Consider the following 19,130-nt stretch of genomic DNA (forward strand, 5'->3'; position numbering starts at 1 on the left):
CGTGAACCCGCCAGCACGGGTGCGGCGCATCGCCCACCTGGACATGGACGCGTTCTACGCGTCCGTGGAGCTGCTGCGCTACCCCCAGCTCAAAGGACTGCCGGTGGTCATTGGCGGCGGACGGCGGCGCGAAGACGACGCGCTGCTGACCCAACACCCCCCCACCGACGCCGACGCCCCCGGCCAGCACCTGCACCGCATCCCGGTGGACGCTTTCCCGCGCCTGCGCAGCTACACCGGGCGCGGCGTCATCACCACCGCCACCTACGCCGCGCGGCAGTTTGGCGTGGGCTCGGCCATGGGCCTGATGAAAGCCGCCAAGCTCTGCCCCGACGCCATCCTGCTGCCGGTGGACTTTGACGAGATCCGCCGTTACTCCCGCACCTTCAAGGCCATCGTGACCGACATCGCGCCGCTGATGGAAGACCGCGGGGTGGACGAGGTGTACATCGACTTCACCGACGTGCCCGGCGGCCAGCGCGAGGGCGGGCGGGTGCTGGCGCGGCTGATCCAGAAGTGCATCTTCGACGCCACCGGCCTCACCTGCTCGGTGGGCGTGGCCCCCAACAAGCTGCTGGCCAAGATGGCCAGCGAGTTCAACAAGCCCAATGGCATCAGCGTGCTGCACGAGGCCGACCTGCAAAGCCTGATCTGGCCGCTGCCGGTGCGCAAGGTCAACGGCATCGGCCCCAAGGCCGAGGAAAAGCTGGCCGCCCTGGGCGTGCACACCATCGCCGACCTGGCCGCCCAAGACCCGCAGCAGCTGCGCGAACACTTTGGCCCCGCCTACGGGGCCTGGTTGCACGACGCCGCCTGGGGCCGCGACGACCGCCCGGTGGTGACGCACAGCGAGCCGGTGAGCATCAGCCGCGAAACCACCTTCGAGCGCGACCTGCACGCCGTGCGCGACAAGGCGGAGCTGGGGGCCATCTTCACCCGGCTGTGTGAACAGGTGGCCGACGACCTGGCCCGCAAGGGCTACGCGGGGCAGACGGTGGGCATCAAGCTGCGGTTTGCCGATTTCAAGATCGTCACCCGCGACCACACCCTGCCCCACCCCGTGCGCACCGCCGCCGAGCTGCGCCAGGCCGCGGGCCAGGCCCTCAAGCGCGCCCCGCTGGCCCGCCCGCTGCGCCTGCTGGGCGTGCGCGTGGGCAAACTGGTGCAGGGCGACGGAAATTTTGAAGAAAAAACGCCTTTGGCGCTTTCAGAACAAGCGCAAGGTGCTCTGTTTTTTGAGTAACCGGAAGCAATCCAGAATCACCAAACCATTGCCCGCCCACTGTTTCATCGCCACGGCGAATCGGCTGCGGATACAGGGCTCTCGACGCAAAAGGGAAAAGCATGGGATTCGCCAAACGCCAATGGGAAGAAGTCCAAGACCGCGGGTGGACCACACCCGATGGTTTTGTATGTGAAGAGTGCGTTGACGACGACCACTTGAAAGAGCTGGTCCGGGCCAACCTTGAAGCCACCGCGTGTTCGTGCTGTGGAAAGAAGCGGCACAAGCCATTGGCAGCCCGGATGGAAGTGCTCATGCCATCGATTGCAGGGGCCGTGTATCGACGCTTTTCCGACCCTTCCAGCGCAGGTGTACCTTGGGATGACGGCCCAGTGGATGAAGGAACCGACACCCTCGACATGCTGTTCTCGCTCCCGCTTGAAGGCCACCACAAGTTGATTGAGGCGGTGTCAGAGTCGTTCCACAACTCCATGTGGGTGAGCGGCCACAACGGCTTCTGGTTGGCCCCCAGTCGCCATGAGGTGCTGACAGACTCGTGGCATCGTTTTGTTCACACCGTTCAGCATCGGACACGGTTTTTCTTTCACCTGGACGAGACCCAGCATCAAAGCCATCCCCTGGACCACGCAGAAACACCCGCTCGGTTGCTTCAGCAGGTTGGGGAATTGGCAGAGGTACAGGGTTTGATCAAACCCATTCTCCAAGCCACCTCCGTCTACAGGGCTCGAGTTAGAACAAGCCAATCGTGGAGCCCTGATGCCGCGACCATGGGCGCTCCGCCTCCACGGCTCGCTGGCTCAGGACGCATGAATCCAGCAGGAATCAGTTACCTGTACACAGCCCTTGACGAAGGCACAGCACTGGCAGAAATCGCATCGGCGCCACCCCTGGACGTGGCTGTCGCTGGTTTTCAAACCACGCGCCCACTGTGGGTGCTTGATCTGTGTGAGTTGCCTCTCGTCCCGTCAATGTTCGACCTTGAACAGCAACCCCATCGAGACTCCATCATGTTCTTGCATCAGTTTGTGGAGGAAATCAGCCAACCAGTCAGCAAACATCAAGACGAACCCATTGCCTATGTTCCCACCCAGGTGGTCTGCGAATGGTTTGCCCAGGTGTTCCAGCCAAACGGTTCAGACTGCAGACTCGATGGACTCATCTATCCCAGTGCTGTTCGACAAGGGGGCAAGAACCTGGTGTTGTTCCCTCGTGAACTCCCGTGGGATGAAACCGTGACCTTTGTGAATGCCAAGGAACTCCAGCTGAAGGACTGGGAAGCTCTCACCCGCCAGCTTGCCATGCCATCCCAGGCAGCCAAACACTCCACAAGCCGGGCCAGACAAACCTCATAAAACCCATTAAATTCATGCTTTCATTTGATTTTTTGTTTGTATGATGCAGAAATTCAAATGAAAACATGAATCATGCTGGTCGAATTCACCGTTTCGAACTACCGCAGCATCCATGAACCCCAAACATGGAGCATGGTGGCCGCCCCGGCTTTGAAGGAATGGGAAGACCGCAACACCTTCCCGGCGCCGCCCCCTGCCAAAAACATGCGGCTGCTGCGTTCCGCCGCGCTGTATGGACCCAACGCCGCAGGCAAGAGCACACTGATCCAAGCCCTGGGTTTCATGCGGAATCAGGTGATCAATTCCGCCCGCGAGTCTCAACAGGGCGACTTGATTCCGGTGGTGCCCTTCAAGCTGACGGCTGCCGCTCGCGCCGCGGACTCCGAGTTTTCTGCACAGTTCATCGAATCGGGCGTGCGGTATGAGTACGGATTTCGGTGCAATGCCGTGCGCTTCACCGAGGAGTGGCTGTACGCCTACCCCACCTCTCGGGCACAAAAATGGTTTCACCGGGTGTACGACCCCCAAACGGACAAGGACGCATACGCCCCGTTCTCAGAGCACTTTTTGGGCGGGCAACAGCGACATGTGTGGGCCAGAGAAACCCGGGGCAACGCCTTGTTCCTGTCGCGCTGCATGCAAAGCAACAACACCCAGTTGAAACCAGTGTTCGAATGGTTCAGCCAGCGTTTGCAGGTGCTGAACAAACCCGGCGAGCTGGAGGGCAGCTTCACCATGGACCAGTGCGAGGACCCCGCCATGCAAGCCCAGGTCCTGAGCTTCCTCAACGCAGCCGATTTGTCGATTGATGGCATCCGCGTTGAGCACCGCCCCTTCAGTGCGGACATGCTCCCGCCCCACCTCCCTGACGCCATGCGGCAGGAAGTCATCTCCCGACTCAAGGGCGCAGATCTGGCTCGCATCAAGTTCCAACGGCGTGACGCCCTCACAGGCGACATGGTGGAATTTGGCGAAGAGGAAGAATCAGACGGCACCCGCGCCCTGTTTGCGTTTGCAGGTCCGTGGCTGGACGTGATCAAAAACAACTTGGTGCTGGTGGTCGACGAGCTGGATTCCAGCTTGCACCCCTTGGTGGTCCGCCACTTGGTGGCCATGCTGCATCAGGCGGGCACACAGGCGCAGTTGCTGTTCACCACCCACGACACCACGCTGTTGAGCCAAAAGCTGCTGCGGCGCGATCAGGTGTGGTTTGTCGAGAAAAACGAACAACGCAAGGCCAGGCTGTACCCGCTGTCCGATTTCAGCCCTCGCGAGAACGAGGCCATCGAACGGGGTTACCTCAATGGCCGCTACGGCGGCATCCCCCACCTGGACGACCTGGACTTTTATGGCAGCTGAAGACCGATTCAACCAGCGCCAGCCAGGCAACCCCAAGGGCACCCGGCGTCCTGCCCAGGTTCGAACCCCGGCACCGCGCCTGCTGTTGGTGTGCGAAGGAGAAAAGACAGAGCCCAAGTACTTCCAAGAGCTGGTGAAGGCATGGGGTTTGAACCATCAGGTCAAGGTCGGGAAAAACGATGGTTCCTCCCCAGACCGGGTGGTGGCACGTGCACAGGAGCTGCAAGAGCAAGCCTCACGCGAGGGTGATGCCTTTGACGAGGTGTATTGCGTGTTCGACCGCGATGCCCACGAGCGCTTCGCCGATGCCGTGGCGCAGTTGAAGGCGCTGCAAGCCAAGGGCCGACCTTTCAAGGGCACGGTGTCGGTGCCCTGCTTTGAATTTTGGTTGCTGCTGCATTTTGGCTATTCCGACAGGCCATATGCACGCAAAGGCAAGAAGTCGGTGGGCGATGCGGTGGTGTCCGACCTCAAAACCCAACCCGGATTCGCCAAGTACGGTAAGGGCATGGACGGTGTCTTTACGCAGCTGAGCCCCAGACTGGACGATGCCCTCAGGCACGCAAAGACCTTGGCTGAACATTCCGCGGACGACAGCGAACATCCCAACCCCTCCACGCAAGTGCACGAGTTGGTCCTCCGCCTGAAAGCGATTGCAGCAGCGAGGCGCGGCTGACTCGACCGCGCAGGCCCAACGCCTGCTGGGCGTGCGCGTGGGCAAGCTGGTGCAGGGCGATGGAAATTTGGAAGAAAAACTGCCTCTGTCGCTTTCAGAACAAGCGCAAGGTGCTCTGTTTTTTGAGTGATGGCACACCCAAAGCCCTACCCTTCGCGGTGCCAGCGCCACGCGCTCCAGGTGCCCCAGGCGCCCAAGGTGTGGTGGGTGAGGTCCAGCGCGGTGTGCAGGCCCAGCGGCTCGCCACCCAGCACATGGACCACCTGATGCAGCAGGAAAAACAGCGCATACGCCGCCGTCAACCCCACAGTGGCCAACCGAAAGCCCGGGGACGAAAAGGTGCGCGTGGCCACCTGCATGAGCCCATTCAGGCACACCAGGCCCACCAACACGCGCAGGCCCCACACGCCCGGGTCGTGCGCCAGCGACTGGGCCAGACCCGCGTAGTCGCCTTGCATGGCAAAACGCTCCAAGTCCACCAGGAACATCATGAACAGCAGGGCCAGCATGCCCGCCCAGGCCTGGGCGGTGATGGATTGAAAGCGGGAGGGTGCGGTCATGGCGGAATCATAGCCAAAACCACCTCCAACGCTTTCAAATCAAGCGCAAGAAGCTATCAATTTGATTGCACCCTTCACCACACCGACGCCGAAGCCGCCAGGCGTGTGACCACCTCGCCGCCCAGCAGGTGCTTCTCGACAATTTCCGGCACGTCTTCGGGTTTGACGCGGCTGTACAGCACGCTGTCGGGGAACACCACCACGTTCACCCCGCCGCTGCACGGGCCCAGGCAGCCGCTGTAGGTCACGCCCACCTGCTCGTGGGCGTTGCGGTTTTGCACCTCTTGCCAAAAGGCCTGCAACACCGCCTGGCCGCCCTGGGCGGCACAACTGCCGCGGGGGTGGCCGGGCGGGCGCTGCTGCGAGCAGACGAACACACTGCGTTCGGGTCGGGACATGGTGTGAGCCCCCTCAACCAAACTTGAACAGGATGCCGTGGCCGCCGCGGGGGTATTCCCAGTTCACGTTGGCGTGCTCGGTGCAGATGATGCGGCAGCTGCCGCACTCCAGGCAGCCATCGGTGATGAGGGTGACCGCCCCGTTGCCCTCGGCCTTGTAGCAGGAGGCCGGGCAGACGTGGGTGCAGGATTTGTCCTGGCAGTCGTTGGCGCAGACCTCGGGCTTCTTGATCTGGATGTGGGGCCGGCCGGCGTCCACCCGGTAGCGGTTCTGGAACAGCTTTTCTTCGACGTTGACGGGGATCATCGGATGGCCCTCCAGAGTTTGACGGCGTCACCCACCAGGCCGGTGAGCGAACGGGTTTGGCGGAAGCTGGCGAAGATTTCGCGCTCCTTGGTCTTCTTGTCCACGCCGTCCACGGTGAGCATGGTGCGGGCGGCCTTGGAGACCAGGTCGGGGTAGGTGGTGAAGAACTGGTTGTTCTCGTGGAAGACCTGCGGCATGTCGCGGTACTTCTTCAGGTCCTTCATCACGAAGCTCTCGTCCAACGCCTTCTTGTAGGCCTTGAGCGTGTCGGCCCGGTAGCCCTTGCCCCCGGCCTTGGCGGCAATGGCGGTTTCGGCGGCCAGGCGGCCGGTGGTCATGGCCAGGTTGGAGCCCTCGCGGTGCACGGCGTTCACAAAGCCGCCCGAGTCCCCCACGATCATCCAGCCGTTGCCGTACACCTGGGGCACGGCGTAAAAGCCCCCTTCAGGGATGAGGTGGGCGGCGTACTCCTTCATCTCGCCGCCCTCGATCAGCGGGGCGATGGAGGGGTGGCGCTTCATCTGCTCCAGCAGCGCGTAGGGCGAGGTTTTGTTGGGGTTGGCCTTGAAGTCGCCCAGCATGCAGCCCACGCCAATGGTCAGCGACTCCTTGTTGGTGTAGAGGAAGCCGGTGCCCATCATGCCGTCGGTGATCTTGCCCAGCATCTCGATGACCACGCCCTCTTCCTCGCCAATGTTGAAGCGCTGGCGGATGGTGTCTTCGGGCAGGAACAGAATTTCCTTGACCGCCAGGGCCACGTTGCTGGCCTTGATTTCGCCATGGAACCCCGCCTTGCGCGCCAGCGTGGAGTTGACGCCGTCGGCCAGGATGACCACGTCGGCGTACACGTCGCCTGCCTCGCGGTCGCACTGCACGCCCACCACCTGGTCACCGTCCATGATGAGGTGGTTGACCGTGGTCTCGCAGATCACCAGCGCCCCGGCCTCGCGCACCTTGGAACTGAACCACTTGTCGAACTGCGCCCGGATGATGGTGTAGCGGTTGTAGGGCGGCTTGTTGTAGTCGTCGCTGCGGTAGTGGGTGCCGACAAAGCTGTTGTCGTCCAGCACCCACATGCGCTGCTCGATGATGTGGCGCTCCAGCGGGGCGTCCTCGCGGAAGTCGGGGATGATTTTTTCCAGCGCATCGCTGTACAGGATCGCGCCCTGAACGTTCTTGCTGCCGGGGTATTCGCCGCGCTCGATCTGCAGCACCTTCAGGCCGGCCTTGGCCAGGGTGTAGGCCGCCGCGTTGCCCGAGGGGCCGGCGCCGACCACGATGGCGTCGAACTGGGATGGTTTTTTCATGGGGTTTCTCCTGAAGGACCGCCGCTCACGCCACCTGCCGCAAACGCTGCGACAAATGGGCCGAAAACGCCTGGGTCAGCGCGGGCAGCACCTGCATGGCGTTGCCCACGATGCCGTAGTGCGCAAACTCGAAGATGGGCGCGTTGGGGTCGGTGTTGATGGCCACGATCACGTCGGACGACTCCATGCCCACCCGGTGCTGAATGGCCCCGGAAATGCCCGCGGCAATGTAGAGCTTGGGCCGCACGGTCTTGCCGGTCTGGCCCACCTGGCGCTCGGCCTCCACCCAACCGGCCTGCACCACCGGGCGGGTGGCCCCCACCTCGGCCCCCAGCACGCGGGCCAGCTCGAACACCAGCTTGAAGTTCTCGGGGTTCTTCAGGCCCTTGCCGCCGCTGACGATGACATCGGCATACGGCAGGTTGATGTTGTTGCTCTGCGCGTCGGGGATGAAGTCCAGCAGCTTGGTGACGATGCTGGTCTCCACCATGCCCAGGGTGTCGCGGGTGATGTCGCCGGTGCGGCTGGCGTCGGCCCGGGGCATGGCCATCACCCGCGGGCGCACCGTGGCCATTTGCGGGCGGTAGGCCAGGGTCATGATGGTGCACAGCAGCGAACCGCCAAAGGTGGGCCGGGTGGCGGCCAGGGCCTTGGAGACGGGGTCGATGCGCAGCTCGGTGCAGTCGGCGGTCAGGCCGGTGAGCAAGGTGGTGGCCACCGATCCGGCCAGGTCGCGTCCCATGGAGGTGGCGCCCAGCAGCAGGATTTCGGGTTGGTACTTGTTGACCAGGTCGGTCAGCCCCTTGGTGAAGGGCTCGTTGCGGTAGCCCTTGAGCACCGGGTCGGCCACGATGTAGGCCTTGTCGGCCCCGAAGGTGAAGGCTTCGGCGGCAAACTTGTCCAGCGGCTCGTCCTCGCCACCCAGGATGACGGCGCTGACCGTGCTGCCCAGGGTGTCGGCCAGCTTGCGGGCCTCGCCCACCAACTCCCACGACACGCTGTGCACATGGCCGCGGTCGTGTTCGATGAACACCCACACGCCCTTGTAGGCCTTGAGGTGTTCGGGCAGTTCGGTGTTGCGACCGGCCCGCCCGGCGGGGCGTTTGGCGGGCGCAGTGGCGGCAGCTGGGGCGGCTGGGGCCGCTGCGTTGGGGGTGGGGGCGTCGCTCATGAGGGCTCCTTCATCAGCAGGTCGGCTTCCAGCGTCGGGTGGCGCGTGAAGATCTTTTGCAACAGGTTGAGGGAAACGTCGCGCAGGCTGGAGGTTTCCACGTCCAGCATCTCGGCCTTCTCGGTGCGCGGCGTGGGGCCAAACACCTTGCTCACCACGGTGGGCGAACCCTTCAGGCCGATCTTGTCCAGGTCCTCGATGGCGGCCTGCTCCTTGCTCCACTTGCGCACGGGGTAGGCGGCGGCGTGGATCATGGCGGGCATGGACGCAAAGCGCAGCACGTTGGTGTTCTCCAGCATGGTGATGAGCACCGGCAGCTGGGTCTTGAGCACCTGCACCCCGCCCTCGGCCCGGCGCTCCACGGTGATGGTGCGGGCCTCCAGGTCGGTTTCGACGATGCGCGACACATAGGTCAGCAGTTGCAGGCCCAGGCGCTTGGCAATGCCGGGGCCCACCTGGGCGGTGTCGCCGTCGATGGTCTGCTTGCCGGTGAACACCATGTCCACCGCCTGCTCGCGGGCAATCTGGCGGATGCCCGCGGCCAGGGCATAGGAGGTGGCCAGGGTGTCGGCCCCGGCAAAGGCGCGGTCGGTCACCAGCACCGCGTCGTCGGCCCCAAAGCTGATGCACTTGCGCAAAGCCTCTTCGGCCTGTGGTGGCCCCATGCACAGCACCGTGACGCGCCCGCCGAACTGGTCCTTGAGGCGCAGCGCCTCTTCCAGCGAGAACAGGTCGTAGGGGTTGACGATGGCCGGCACCCCCTGACGCATGATGGTGTTGGTGACCGGGTGGACGCGGATCTGCGCCGAGTCCGGCACCTGCTTGATGCAGACGACGATGTGCATGGCAACTCCTTGGGCTGGCAGGCGGTGGGTGGGGTGGGAAACGCGAGTGGGCTCAGGCGGTGGCCCGCAGGGCCATGGAGGCTCGCAGGTTGTCCAGCGACACGTGCTGCTTGCCTTCGGTGTCCTGGAACACCTTGAACACCTTTTCCCGCGCCGGGGTGGACTTGACGAAGTCGCCATAGGCCTGCGTCAAGAAGCCCCGGTACACGGTGAACATCTCCAGCTCGCTGGTGTCGGCCTTCAGGTTGGCCTGGCGGATGTACTGGAAGAAGCGTTTGAGGATGTGCAGGCGGCTGACGTTGACCACGGCCTGGTCGAACGGCACCCCGAAGAAGTTCAGGAAGTCCTCGGCAGAAGACAGGCTTTTGAGGCGGTGGAGCAGGTTTTCCATCACAAGGTCTCCTCGGTGGGGGTGGGTTGGGGGGAAGCGGGGGCAAACACGGGCACGGCGCAGCTGTCGTCACACGTCCCGCAGGCGGCTGCGGCACCGGGGGGCGTGGGTTCGTGGTCGTTCAGCAGGGCGTGACCACGCTCCAGGTGGGCCACACGGTCCAGCAGGCAGGTGATGGCCTTGCCCACGGGGTCTGGAATCAGGTGGTGGTTCAGGTCAAAACCGTGGGTGCGCCGCCGCTGCGGGGCCACCACCCGGCCCGGGATGCCCACCACCGTGGCCCCGGGGGGCACGTCTTCAATCACCACCGAGTTGGCCGCCACCCGGGCCCCCTGGCCCACGGTGACCGGCCCCAGAATCTTGGCCCCCGCGCCCACCACCACCTGGTGGCCCAGCGTGGGGTGGCGCTTGCCCACCCGCCAGGTGGTGCCGCCCAGGGTGACGCCGTGGTACACGGTCACGTCGTCACCCACCTCAGCGGTTTCGCCAATGACCACCCCGGCCCCGTGGTCGATGAAAAAGCGCGCCCCGATGGTGGCCCCGGGGTGAATGTCCACCTGCGTCCACCACCGCGCCCAGAACGACAGCCAGCGCGGCAGGTAGCGCCAGCCCCGCACCCACAGCGCATGGGCCAGGCGGTACCAGGCCACGGCCTGCACGCCGGGGTAGATGGTCCACACCTCCAGCAGGTTGCGGGCGGCGGGGTCGCGGGCCAGCACGCAATGCACGTCTTCGCGCACCAGCGCCCACCACGAGGGGCGGCGCGGGTCCGAGGGGGAGGCCAGGGCTTGGGTGTTCATGGCGTCACCTTGATCGGTCATGCCGCCAGCGACTGGCCCGCCACCGCGGGCCAGTGCGCCTCCTGCCAAAAGCGCAGCAGGTCGTGTGCGCTGGGTTCCTGTTTGGTGGCGGTGGCGTGCACGCGGATGCGGCCCAGCAGGTGCGCCACCAGCCCGTCGTCGTGCAGCGGCAGCCCCAGTGCGCCATAGGCGTGCCGCACCGACTGCGAGCCCGAGTGTTTGCCCAGCACCGTGCGGCGCTGCCGCCCCACCTCGGAGGGGTCAAAGCCCTCGTAGGTGGCGGCGTTTTTCAGCAGCCCGTCCACATGGATGCCCGACTCGTGCGTGAACACCGCCTCACCCACGATGCTTTTGTTGAACGCCACCTTGCGGCCCGAGGCCCGCTCCACCAGCTGCGAAATGGCGGGCAGCGCCCGGGTGTCGATGCCGGCGTCGGCCTGGTGGACGTGGCGCAGCGCCATGACCACCTCTTCCAGCGCGGCATTGCCCGCACGCTCGCCCAGGCCATTGACGGTGGTGTTGGCGTGGGTGGCCCCGCCGCGAAAGGCGGCCAGGGTGTTGGCGGTGGCCAGGCCCAGGTCGTTGTGGGTGTGGATTTCAATGCCCATGCGGTCCGCGCCCGCGCCGTCCAGCGCGTCGCGCAAGCGGGCCACGGCGTCGTGGGTGGCAAACGGGTCCAGCACCCCCAGGGTGTCGGCAAAACGCACGCGGCTGGCCCCGTTGGCATGGGCCCGCAGGGCCACCTGGGCCAAATAGGCGGGGTCGGCCCGCGAGGCATCTTCCGCGCCCAGCGACACCTCGCGCCCGGTGACCGCGGCGGCGGCCAGCACCCGCTCCACCTGGGCCAGCACCCAGGCGCGGCTTTGGCGCAGCTTGTGCTGCAGGTGGATGTCCGACACCGGGATGGACAGGTGGACGATGTGCGCGTCGCAGCACAGCGCGGCGGCCAGGTCGGCATCGGTCAAACGGCCCCACACCATCAGGCGGGTGGGCAGGTGCAAGGCGGCCAGTTGGGCGGCGATGACGTTGATGCAGTCCACCTCGTCATGGCCCATGGCGGGGATGCCGATTTCCATCTCGGGCACCCCAGCCTCGGCCAGCTGGCGGGCGATGGCGCATTTTTCGTCCACCGTGAACGCCACGCCAGCGGTCTGTTCGCCGTCGCGCAAGGTGGTGTCGTTGATGAGGAGGGTGTGGGCCATGGTGGGTGTCCTTGACCCCCTCTTCGCAATCTGCGTGCCATGGCTTGGGGCGGTGTTTTGGTTGCGGTTTCGGTCCGGTTTCGGCGGGTTTGTCGCTTGGGGGTGGGGGCTTTGCGGTGGCTTGGACAGGGGCGGCTGTCGGTGTTGCGACAAAGCGCACATGACCCGTTTGGTGGCGTGCCAACGGGGTGGGCGGCGTGGTGGGGCGGGTGGGCTGTGCGGTGGGTGCCTCGCCGGGGTCCGCGTTGCGGACTGCGCTGCGGTGCTCGACCGTGGGGCGCGTCGCGGAACTCACTGCGTTTTGCCCTGGGCAAAACTCCGTTCAAACAGCCGCGACGAGTCAGAGGTTGAGGGTGCGCTGCCGCGCACCCCGCCCCGCGGTCTGTGCGCCTTGCCACCGGCGAAGGCACCCAACGCACAGCCCACCCGCCCCACCACGCTGAGGGGCTGCTGGTTCACCACCGAGAGTGAACCCAGGGCTTGGGTGCGTGCCGCAGGCCGCAGGCTGAACGACGCTTCTGTTTTTATAGCTGCTTGCGCTTACACAAAAAGCGCTAGATGCCAATTTTCATTGAAATACAAAGCCGCCTCGCGCTGTGGCCGCACCGTGGCGGCCTGGGCTTGCGTTTACATTGTGAATGCCGCATGAACTGCACCGCCGAATGTGCAGACCTGAAACCTCGCGGTAACGGGAGAACGATTTGAACGCTTTGAGCCACCTTTGCGCGTTGCGCTGTGCACACCCTCTGGACACCCAGGGGCTGGACGCACGGCGGTGCGGGGGTTGGGTGCGCCCGATCGCCTCTCGGCACCGCACGCCCTTCCTTCCTGCAAGCGCCCCATGACCACAAACACCCTTGAGACCCTGTTGAGATACGTGCAACCGCTGACGTTGCTGATCTTCTTCGGCATCTTGCTTTTCGTATGGCACAAGTCCAAACAACTCAAAAAGACGCAGGAGCAGCTGATCGAGTCCATCGACAAGAACAGCGCCAGCCACTGGATTCGCGTCAACATTGCCAGCGCCCAGCGCTTCAAGACGTGGTTGAAGTTCGTGCCCTTCGATGCCAAGGGCATCGTCATCAACCACCCGGAGCACATTCAAATCCAGGGCCAGCGCATCGCGGGCAAAAAGATCAGCCGGACCATCGACAAGCGTGACTTGCGCATGGACTGGATCGGCAACCCCAACCTGGCCAGCTCCAACATGCACTGGATTCGCATCCGGGTGGGGGAGCAGTCCGTGTACCTGTCGGCAGACACGGGCATGAATGCCCTGCAATCGCGCGAGGCCACCGCGGACTTGTGCCGCATGATCAACCCCCACTTCAAGCTGCCCGCCACGGCCCTGAACGAATTTGCGCTGGAAAAAAACCCCGCGTCCCTTGCCGCAGTGCTGGTGTTCTTTGCGTTGGTGGCGTTTTCCATCGTGGACGGGCTGATCCTGAACAGCCTGGAACTGCTGGAACTCGGCTGTACCGCTTGGGCCATGCCTGTGGCCGCCCTGTTGGCCCTGCCAGCCTATGCACTGCTGACCCGCCAGAAGGTGCCGTCGCGCGAGTCGCTCGTCCTCACCACCTTCCTGAGCATGGCATTGACCCTGTCGGTGATTCCCATGCTCAAACGGGTGGACCAACTGCTGGCCACCGATGGGATGGTGTCCACGGCCTATCGCCTCGAAAAAGGCACCCACTTGAAACCCGTGACCGAAGGCCCCCCCACCCTGAACTTCCGCCACCAGGAGGAGTACTGGGCGCAGTTCGAAGAAGGCTCGGTCCACCACTTTGACCTGACCCATGGCCCGCTGGGTTTGTGGCAACTCGACCACGCCAAGCTGGACCAGCCGGTGCGGGACTTTTACAAGAACCTCGACAACGACAAGAACAAGGACAAGGGCAAGGGCAAGACCTTGTGATGACCTGCCACATCCACCTCGCCCCCCGCCATCCCTGGCAGGGGTGGGGTCGGTGGGGGCTTGTGGTGCGCAGCCTTGGCGGGCCGTCCAGGGGCCGGGCGGGCGCAGCCCGCTTCCACATCTGACTGGCTGCGGTTGTTTGAACGGAGCGCCCGCAGGGCGCGAAGTGAGTTCCGCAGCCCCGGCCCCTGGGCGGCCCGGCAAGGGAACCCCGACCGCAGGGCGGGGCCAGCATTCAAGCCCTCACCGACCCCACCCCTGCCGGGGATGGCCGCGCCCCCTCACCCCTCCCGCGCATGGTTGCGGCTGTGCCGCGGCAGCTCCACGGTGAGGTCGGCCTGGCCCAGCCGCACGCAGCAGGCCAGGCGCGATTGGGCGTCCAGGCCCCAGGCGTGGTCGAGCTGGTCGTTTTCGTCGTCGTCCGGCTCGGCCAGCGAGGCCCCGCCCTCGCGCACATGCACATGGCAGGTGGCGCAGGCGGCCACGCCGTCGCAGGCGTGTTCGATGGCCACGCCTTCGGCCAGCATGCGGTCGCACAGCGAGGCCCCGGGCCGCGCCTGGAACGTGGCCCCCTCGGGGCACACGGTGGGGTGGGGAAGGATGCGAACGGTGGGCATGGGCTGGGCAGCGGAGGGTGAGATTCAGGCCAGGCTTTCCAGCGCCTTGCCCGCCAGGGCGTTGCGGATGGAGGCGTTCATGCGGCGGGCCGCAAACTCGGTGGTGGCGGCAGACAGCGCAGCGGACACGCGGCGCACCTCGTCCACGCCCTGCTCGGTTTCCAGCGCATCGGCCACGTGGAACATGGCCTGGCGAACGGCGGCCTGTTCCGTGGCCGACAGCAGAGCGCCGTCTTGCGCCAGCGCGGCCTCGGTGGCGTCGAGCAGGCGGCGGGCGTCCAGCTGCGCTTCGCGCAGCGAGCGCAGCGCCATGTCGGCCTTGGACGAGCCGATGGCGTCTTGCAGCATGGTGCTGATCTGCGAATCGTCCAGGCCGTAGGTGGGCTTGACCTCCACATGCGCCTCCACCCCGGTGGTGAGCTCCCGGGCCGAGACGGACAGCAGGCCATCGGCGTCGATCTGGAACGTCACCCGCACCCGGGCCGCCCCAGCCACCGCGGGCGGTATGCCCTTGAGCTGAAAACGCGCCAGCGAACGGCAGGCGGACACGGCCTCGCGTTCGCCCTGCACCACATGCACGGCCATGGCGGTCTGCCCGTCCTTGAAGGTGGTGAACTCCTGCGCCCGCGCCACCGGCAGGGTGGAGTTGCGGGGGATGATTTTTTCCACCAGCCCGCCCATGGTTTCCAGGCCCAGCGACAGCGGGCACACGTCCAGCAGCAGCCACTGGTCGCCGCTGCCGTTGCCCACCAGCACGTTGGCCTGCAAGGCCGCGCCGATGGCCACCACCTGGTCGGGGTCGATGTCGGCCAGCGGCTCGCGGCCAAAGAAGTCGCGCACGGCGTCGCGGGCAATGGGCATGCGGGTGGAGCCACCCACCAGCACCACGCCGGTGATGTCGTCGCGGTCCAGCCCCGCGTCGCGCAGGGCGCGGCGGGTGGCCGACAGGGTGCGGGCCATCAGCGGTGCGCCCAGCTCGGCAAACTGTGCCCGCGACAGGATGGCCTGCAAGGCCTGGCCGCACGCACCTTGCAGGGCCACGGGCGCGGTGTCGTGGTCGGACAGGCGCTCCTTGGCCGCCCGGGCCGCCGCCAGCAGGCTGCGCTGCGCAGCGGGCGCCAGCGCGGCCAGCCCGGCCACGCCGTGCTGGGCACAAAACCACTGGGCAATGGCGTGGTCGAAATCGTCGCCGCCCAGGGCCGAATCGCCCCCGGTGGCCAGCACCTCGAACACGCCCTGGCTCAGGCGCAGGATGGAAATGTCAAACGTGCCGCCGCCCAGGTCGTACACCGCAAACGTGCCTTCGGCGGCCTTGTCCAGCCCGTAGGCAATGGCGGCGGCGGTGGGTTCGTTCAGCAGGCGCAGCACGTTCAGCCCGGCCAGGCGGGCGGCGTCCTTGGTGGCCTGGCGCTGGGCGTCGTCAAAGTAGGCGGGCACGGTGATGACCACGCCGCTCAACGGTCCGCCCAGCGTGAACTCGGCCCGCTCGCGCAGCGAGGTGAGGATGTCGGCCGACACCTGCACGGGCGAGCGTTCACCCGCCACGGTGGCAATGCCCACCATGCCCGGTGCGTCGGTGAAGCGGTAGGGCAGCCCGGCGGCTTCCTTCAGGTCGGCCAGGGTGCGGCCCATGAAGCGTTTGACCGAAACGATGGTGTTCTGCGGGTCCTCGGCCTGGGCCTGCTGCGCCTCGCGCCCCACCACCAGGCCGTTGCCGGGCAAGTAGCGCACCACCGAGGGCAGCAGCAACGCACCATCCTCATCGGGCAAGGCCCGGGCCACGGCGCTTTGCACGGTGGCAATCAGCGAATTGGTGGTGCCCAGGTCGATGCCCGCGGCCAGCTTGTGCTGGTGCGGTACCGCGCTCTGGCCGGGTTCGGCAATTTGCAGCAAAGCCATGTTCAGACCGCGAAGCTCTCACCGCAGCCGCAGTTGGCCTTGGCGTTGGGGTTGTTGAACTTGAAGCCTTCGTTCAGGCCCTCGCGCACAAAGTCCAGCTCGGTGCCGTCCAGCATGCCCAGGCTGCGGGGGTCCACCACCACCTGCACGCCGTGGGATTCAAAGCACTGGTCGTCGGGGTTGGGCGTGTCCACAAACTCCAGCGCGTAGGCAAAGCCCGAGCAGCCGCTGGTCTTGACCGCCAGGCGCAGGCCCACGCCGCCGCCGCGTTTGGCCAGGGACTTGGACACGTGCCGCGCAGCGGCGGGGGTGAGGGTCACGGTCATGGGGTGCCGCCTTTCCTGCAAAAACGCTCAGACCGAAAACGAGCTGCCGCAGCCGCAGGTGGTCTGGGCGTTGGGGTTGTGGATGACAAAACGCTCGCCCTCCAGCCCGGCCTCGAAGTCCACACGGGCCCCGAACAGGTACTGCTGGCTCATGGCATCCACCACCAGGGCCACGCCTTCGGTGACGATGAGGGTGTCGTCCTCGGCCACCTGGTCGTCAAACGCAAAGCCGTACTGGAAGCCCGAGCAGCCCCCGCCGGTGACGTACAGGCGCAGCTTGAGCTCGGGGTTGCCCTCTTCCTGGATCAGCTCGGCCACCCGGGCCGCGGCCTGGGGGGTGAACTCCAGCAGCTGGGGCATGGCACCCATGGCGGGGGCGTTGGAAGCGGGGGTGGCGTCGGAGGCGGTCTGCATGGTGGGCTCCTGGGGGTGGGGAATGGGGGGCCAGCGGTTGAGGGCTGTCGCCTCAATGGCCTGTGGGGGTGCAGGCGGGCTGTTCGGACAGGCCCGCAGCGCCGGTGCCGGGGTGGCGGGCGCGGTAGTCGGCCACGGCGGCCTTGATGGCCTCTTCGGCCAGGATGGAGCAGTGGATCTTGACCGGGGGCAGCGCCAGTTCTTCGGCAATGTCGGCGTTCTTGATGGCCAGGGCGTCGTCCAGCGTGCGCCCGCGCACCCACTCGGTCACCAGCGAGCTGGAGGCAATGGCCGAGCCGCAGCCGTAGGTCTTGAACTTGGCGTCTTCGATCACACCCTGGGCGTTGACGCGGATTTGCAGCCGCATCACGTCGCCGCAGGCGGGGGCGCCCACCATGCCGGTGCCCACGTTGGGGTCGTCACCCTCGAACGCGCCCACGTTGCGGGGGTTTTCGTAGTGGTCGATGACTTGGTCGCTGTAGGCCATGGCGGGGCTCCGGGGAGGTTGAAGAAGGCGGTGCGGGCAAGGCGCGTCAGTGCGCCGCCCACTGGATGGTGTTGAGGTCGATGCCGGCCTGCACCATGTCCCACAGCGGGCTCATGGCGCGCAGGCGGTTGACCACGTCGGTCACCACGCGGACGGTGGAATCCACCTCCTCCACCGTGGTGAAGCGGCCCAGCGAAAAGCGCACCGAGCTGTGGGCCAGCTCGTCACTGCGGCCCATGGCGCGCAGCACGTAGCTGGGCTCCAGGCTGGCACTGGTGCAGGCCGAGCCAGAGGACACGGCCACCTCTTTCATGCCCATCAGCAGCGACTCGCCTTCCACGTAGTTGAAGCTGACGTTCAGGTACTGCGGGGCGCGGCGCTCCAGGTCGCCGTTGAGGGCCACTTCCTTCAGGCCCGCAAACCCGGCCCACAGGCGGTCGCGCAGGCTGCGGATGCGGGCGTTGTCGGCCTCCATGGTCTCGCGGGCCAGCCAGAAGGCTTCGCCCATGCCCACGATCTGGTGGGTGGGCAGCGTGCCCGAGCGCATGCCGCGCTCGTGGCCACCGCCGTGCATTTGCGCCTCGATGCGCACGCGGGGCTTGCGCCGCACGTACAGCGCGCCAATGCCCTTGGGGCCGTAGATCTTGTGGGCCGAGAGCGAGAGCAGGTCGATGGGCAGTTGCTCCAGGTCAATGGCCACCTTGCCCGCCGCCTGGGCGGCATCCACATGGAACAACACGCCCTTGCGGCGGCAGATGGCGCCCAGCGCGGCCACGTCCTGGATGACGCCGGTTTCGTTGTTGACCATCATCACCGAGGCCAGCACGGTGTCGGGGCGCAGGGCGGCGGCAAACACGTCCAGGTCCAGCAGGCCGCTGGGCAGCACGGGCAGCACGGTCACCTCAAAGCCCTGGCGCTCCAGCTCGCGCATGCTGTCCAGCACGGCCTTGTGTTCGGTGGCCACGGTCACCAGGTGGCGGCCCTTGCCCTTGTGGAACTGCGCCGCGCCCTTGATGGCAAGGTTGTTGGATTCGGTGGCCCCGCTGGTCCAGACGATTTCGCGTGGGTCGGCGTTGATGAGGGCACACACCTGTTCGCGGGCCAGCTCCACCGCCTCTTCCGCGGCCCAGCCGTAGGCGTGCGAGCGGCTGGCGGGGTTGCCGTACATCTCGGTGAGGTAGGGCCACATTTTCTGGGCCACACGGCGGTCCACCGGAGTGGTGGCGGCGTAGTCCAGGTACACGAGCGGGGCGGCACTGGCGGGGTGGAGGGGTGGGCTGCGATCCGGCATGTTGCGCTCCTGTCAGGGGGTGACGGGGTGGCCTTTTGCAACTTCGGTGCCATGGGGTCTAACGGCGTTTTGCGGGCTTGGTTTGTTGGCTTTGTGGGGAAGGCGTCTGTGTGGGGGGATGGAGGCTTGTCGGGTTTGTCGGGAATGTGGTGGTGGGTCGGGCGGCTGCAGGCGGTGGGGGCGCGGGGCGCTGCGGTGGGGTGTGGGGGCTTGAATGCTGGCCCCTTCGGGGTGCCCTGCCGAAATGACAGCCCCCACGCTCCCTGCGGTCGCTGCCCCCCAAGGGGGCGTTCACCGCCTTGGGAACGGCCCTGCGGCGGTTCAGGCCATGGGGCCGGTGCGGCGGAACTCGCTGCGTTTTGCCTTCTGGCAAAACTCCGCTCAAACAGCCGCCGCAAGTCAGAGGAGGAAGCGGGCTGCGCCCGCTGCGGCCCCCTGGCTGCGCTTCTCGGCTGCGCATGTGCGCCCCCACACCCCACCGCAGCGCCCCGCGCCCCCACCGCCTGCGGCCACCCTTGGGTTGCGTGGGACATCTCAAGCAAAAAGTGCCTCTGTCGCTTTCAAATAAAG

At 66.0% G+C, this 19,130-nt stretch carries 21 protein-coding genes; 6 read left to right on the top strand and 15 right to left on the bottom strand.

The annotated features are described in order from the left end of the window. Positions 1-43 precede the first annotated feature (43 nt). The 5 genes from dinB to ACYVB7_RS07145 all read left to right on the top strand — a co-directional run bounded on the left by dinB (position 44) and on the right by ACYVB7_RS07145 (position 4,760). A complete protein-coding gene (gene dinB / locus ACYVB7_RS07125; RefSeq protein WP_460506268.1) occupies positions 44-1,243 on the top strand; it encodes a DNA polymerase IV in 1,200 nt (399 codons plus the stop codon). Positions 1,244-1,344: 101 nt separating this feature from the next. Continuing rightward, the gene (locus ACYVB7_RS07130) at positions 1,345-2,595 is read left to right on the top strand and encodes an RES domain-containing protein (protein WP_460506024.1); all 1,251 of its coding nucleotides are present in this window, start codon (positions 1,345-1,347) and stop codon (positions 2,593-2,595) included. Positions 2,596-2,667: 72 nt separating this feature from the next. Next, positions 2,668-3,954: an AAA family ATPase gene (locus ACYVB7_RS07135; RefSeq protein ID WP_460506025.1), complete on the top strand. Its 1,287-nt coding sequence runs from the start codon at positions 2,668-2,670 to the stop codon at positions 3,952-3,954. 88 nt (positions 3,955-4,042) lie between these two features. Continuing rightward, positions 4,043-4,630 (top strand): RloB family protein, encoded by a 588-nt coding sequence (locus ACYVB7_RS07140; protein ID WP_460506269.1) that lies wholly within the window; start codon positions 4,043-4,045, stop codon positions 4,628-4,630. Continuing rightward, positions 4,608-4,760, top strand: coding sequence for a hypothetical protein (locus ACYVB7_RS07145; protein WP_460506027.1), 153 nt, complete (start codon positions 4,608-4,610; stop codon positions 4,758-4,760). Before ACYVB7_RS07140 ends, ACYVB7_RS07145 begins: the two co-directional genes overlap by 23 nt. Positions 4,761-4,776: 16 nt before the next feature. Here the strand turns inward: ACYVB7_RS07145 and ACYVB7_RS07150 are convergent, their stop codons facing one another. The 9 genes from ACYVB7_RS07150 to nifV form a co-directional block, all read right to left on the bottom strand. Further along, positions 4,777-5,190 (bottom strand): hypothetical protein, encoded by a 414-nt coding sequence (locus tag ACYVB7_RS07150; RefSeq protein WP_460506028.1) that lies wholly within the window; start codon positions 5,188-5,190, stop codon positions 4,777-4,779. A gap of 74 nt (positions 5,191-5,264) precedes the next feature. Continuing rightward, positions 5,265-5,588 carry a (2Fe-2S) ferredoxin domain-containing protein gene (locus ACYVB7_RS07155; protein ID WP_460506029.1) on the bottom strand — a complete coding sequence of 108 codons (324 nt, stop codon included), beginning with the start codon at positions 5,586-5,588 and terminating at the stop codon, positions 5,265-5,267. 13 nt (positions 5,589-5,601) lie between these two features. Next, complete coding sequence (locus tag ACYVB7_RS07160) at positions 5,602-5,895, bottom strand: ferredoxin family protein (RefSeq protein ID WP_460506030.1); 294 nt, start codon at positions 5,893-5,895, stop codon at positions 5,602-5,604. Further along, complete coding sequence (locus tag ACYVB7_RS07165) at positions 5,892-7,202, bottom strand: FAD-dependent monooxygenase (RefSeq protein ID WP_460506031.1); 1,311 nt, start codon at positions 7,200-7,202, stop codon at positions 5,892-5,894. Before ACYVB7_RS07165 ends, ACYVB7_RS07160 begins: the two co-directional genes overlap by 4 nt. 25 nt (positions 7,203-7,227) lie before the next feature. Further along, positions 7,228-8,373, bottom strand: coding sequence for an electron transfer flavoprotein subunit alpha/FixB family protein (locus tag ACYVB7_RS07170; RefSeq protein WP_460506032.1), 1,146 nt, complete (start codon positions 8,371-8,373; stop codon positions 7,228-7,230). Beyond that, positions 8,370-9,218, bottom strand: a complete 849-nt coding sequence (locus ACYVB7_RS07175; RefSeq protein ID WP_460506033.1) for an electron transfer flavoprotein subunit beta/FixA family protein — start codon at positions 9,216-9,218, stop codon at positions 8,370-8,372. The genes ACYVB7_RS07170 and ACYVB7_RS07175 overlap by 4 nt, the downstream gene beginning before the upstream one ends. A 52-nt stretch (positions 9,219-9,270) precedes the next feature. Then, positions 9,271-9,609: a nitrogenase-stabilizing/protective protein NifW gene (nifW, locus tag ACYVB7_RS07180; RefSeq protein WP_460506035.1), complete on the bottom strand. Its 339-nt coding sequence runs from the start codon at positions 9,607-9,609 to the stop codon at positions 9,271-9,273. Beyond that, positions 9,609-10,409, bottom strand: a complete 801-nt coding sequence (cysE, locus tag ACYVB7_RS07185) for a serine O-acetyltransferase (protein WP_460506037.1) — start codon at positions 10,407-10,409, stop codon at positions 9,609-9,611. The genes nifW and cysE overlap by 1 nt, the downstream gene beginning before the upstream one ends. Positions 10,410-10,426: 17 nt before the next feature. Continuing rightward, positions 10,427-11,611, bottom strand: coding sequence for a homocitrate synthase (nifV, locus tag ACYVB7_RS07190; protein ID WP_460506039.1), 1,185 nt, complete (start codon positions 11,609-11,611; stop codon positions 10,427-10,429). A gap of 868 nt (positions 11,612-12,479) precedes the next feature. On the opposite strand from nifV, the gene ACYVB7_RS07195 reads away from it, so the two are divergent. Further along, positions 12,480-13,526 (top strand): hypothetical protein, encoded by a 1,047-nt coding sequence (locus ACYVB7_RS07195; RefSeq protein WP_460506040.1) that lies wholly within the window; start codon positions 12,480-12,482, stop codon positions 13,524-13,526. A 281-nt stretch (positions 13,527-13,807) separates the two neighbouring features. On the opposite strand, the gene fdx is transcribed toward ACYVB7_RS07195, so the two are convergent. From fdx to ACYVB7_RS07225, 6 genes are read right to left on the bottom strand one after another with little or no spacing between them, the layout of a single operon-like run. Beyond that, positions 13,808-14,143: a 2Fe-2S iron-sulfur cluster-binding family protein gene (gene fdx / locus ACYVB7_RS07200; RefSeq protein WP_460506042.1), complete on the bottom strand. Its 336-nt coding sequence runs from the start codon at positions 14,141-14,143 to the stop codon at positions 13,808-13,810. Between the two features lie 24 nt (positions 14,144-14,167). After that, on the bottom strand, positions 14,168-16,042 hold the full coding sequence (gene hscA / locus ACYVB7_RS07205) for a molecular chaperone HscA (protein ID WP_460506043.1): 1,875 nt from the start codon (positions 16,040-16,042) through the stop codon (positions 14,168-14,170). A gap of 2 nt (positions 16,043-16,044) precedes the next feature. After that, complete coding sequence (iscA, locus tag ACYVB7_RS07210) at positions 16,045-16,368, bottom strand: HesB/IscA family protein (protein ID WP_460506044.1); 324 nt, start codon at positions 16,366-16,368, stop codon at positions 16,045-16,047. A 27-nt stretch (positions 16,369-16,395) separates the two neighbouring features. Further along, complete coding sequence (gene erpA / locus ACYVB7_RS07215; RefSeq protein ID WP_460506045.1) at positions 16,396-16,782, bottom strand: iron-sulfur cluster insertion protein ErpA; 387 nt, start codon at positions 16,780-16,782, stop codon at positions 16,396-16,398. 52 nt (positions 16,783-16,834) lie between these two features. Further along, complete coding sequence (iscU, locus tag ACYVB7_RS07220) at positions 16,835-17,269, bottom strand: iron-sulfur cluster assembly scaffold protein (RefSeq protein WP_460506046.1); 435 nt, start codon at positions 17,267-17,269, stop codon at positions 16,835-16,837. 46 nt (positions 17,270-17,315) lie between these two features. Then, positions 17,316-18,560 carry an IscS subfamily cysteine desulfurase gene (locus ACYVB7_RS07225; protein ID WP_460506047.1) on the bottom strand — a complete coding sequence of 415 codons (1,245 nt, stop codon included), beginning with the start codon at positions 18,558-18,560 and terminating at the stop codon, positions 17,316-17,318. Positions 18,561-19,130: the final 570 nt, after the last annotated feature.

The organism is Hydrogenophaga soli, assembly GCF_054777695.1.

Excerpts from the sequence above, each read along its gene's own strand:
- dinB (WP_460506268.1), top strand. The coding sequence starts at position 44 with ATGGACGCGTTCTACGCGTCCGTGGAGCTGCTGCGCTACCCCCAGCTC.
- ACYVB7_RS07130 (WP_460506024.1), top strand. The coding sequence starts at position 1,345 with ATGGGATTCGCCAAACGCCAATGGGAAGAAGTCCAAGACCGCGGGTGG.
- ACYVB7_RS07135 (WP_460506025.1), top strand. The coding sequence starts at position 2,668 with ATGCTGGTCGAATTCACCGTTTCGAACTACCGCAGCATCCATGAACCC.
- ACYVB7_RS07150 (WP_460506028.1), bottom strand. The coding sequence starts at position 5,190 with ATGACCGCACCCTCCCGCTTTCAATCCATCACCGCCCAGGCCTGGGCG.
- ACYVB7_RS07155 (WP_460506029.1), bottom strand. The coding sequence starts at position 5,588 with ATGTCCCGACCCGAACGCAGTGTGTTCGTCTGCTCGCAGCAGCGCCCG.
- ACYVB7_RS07160 (WP_460506030.1), bottom strand. The coding sequence starts at position 5,895 with ATGATCCCCGTCAACGTCGAAGAAAAGCTGTTCCAGAACCGCTACCGG.
- ACYVB7_RS07165 (WP_460506031.1), bottom strand. The coding sequence starts at position 7,202 with ATGAAAAAACCATCCCAGTTCGACGCCATCGTGGTCGGCGCCGGCCCC.
- ACYVB7_RS07170 (WP_460506032.1), bottom strand. The coding sequence starts at position 8,373 with ATGAGCGACGCCCCCACCCCCAACGCAGCGGCCCCAGCCGCCCCAGCT.
- ACYVB7_RS07175 (WP_460506033.1), bottom strand. The coding sequence starts at position 9,218 with ATGCACATCGTCGTCTGCATCAAGCAGGTGCCGGACTCGGCGCAGATC.
- nifW (WP_460506035.1), bottom strand. The coding sequence starts at position 9,609 with ATGGAAAACCTGCTCCACCGCCTCAAAAGCCTGTCTTCTGCCGAGGAC.
- cysE (WP_460506037.1), bottom strand. The coding sequence starts at position 10,409 with ATGAACACCCAAGCCCTGGCCTCCCCCTCGGACCCGCGCCGCCCCTCG.
- nifV (WP_460506039.1), bottom strand. The coding sequence starts at position 11,611 with ATGGCCCACACCCTCCTCATCAACGACACCACCTTGCGCGACGGCGAA.
- fdx (WP_460506042.1), bottom strand. The coding sequence starts at position 14,143 with ATGCCCACCGTTCGCATCCTTCCCCACCCCACCGTGTGCCCCGAGGGG.
- hscA (WP_460506043.1), bottom strand. The coding sequence starts at position 16,042 with ATGGCTTTGCTGCAAATTGCCGAACCCGGCCAGAGCGCGGTACCGCAC.
- iscA (WP_460506044.1), bottom strand. The coding sequence starts at position 16,368 with ATGACCGTGACCCTCACCCCCGCCGCTGCGCGGCACGTGTCCAAGTCC.
- erpA (WP_460506045.1), bottom strand. The coding sequence starts at position 16,782 with ATGCAGACCGCCTCCGACGCCACCCCCGCTTCCAACGCCCCCGCCATG.
- iscU (WP_460506046.1), bottom strand. The coding sequence starts at position 17,269 with ATGGCCTACAGCGACCAAGTCATCGACCACTACGAAAACCCCCGCAAC.
- ACYVB7_RS07225 (WP_460506047.1), bottom strand. The coding sequence starts at position 18,560 with ATGCCGGATCGCAGCCCACCCCTCCACCCCGCCAGTGCCGCCCCGCTC.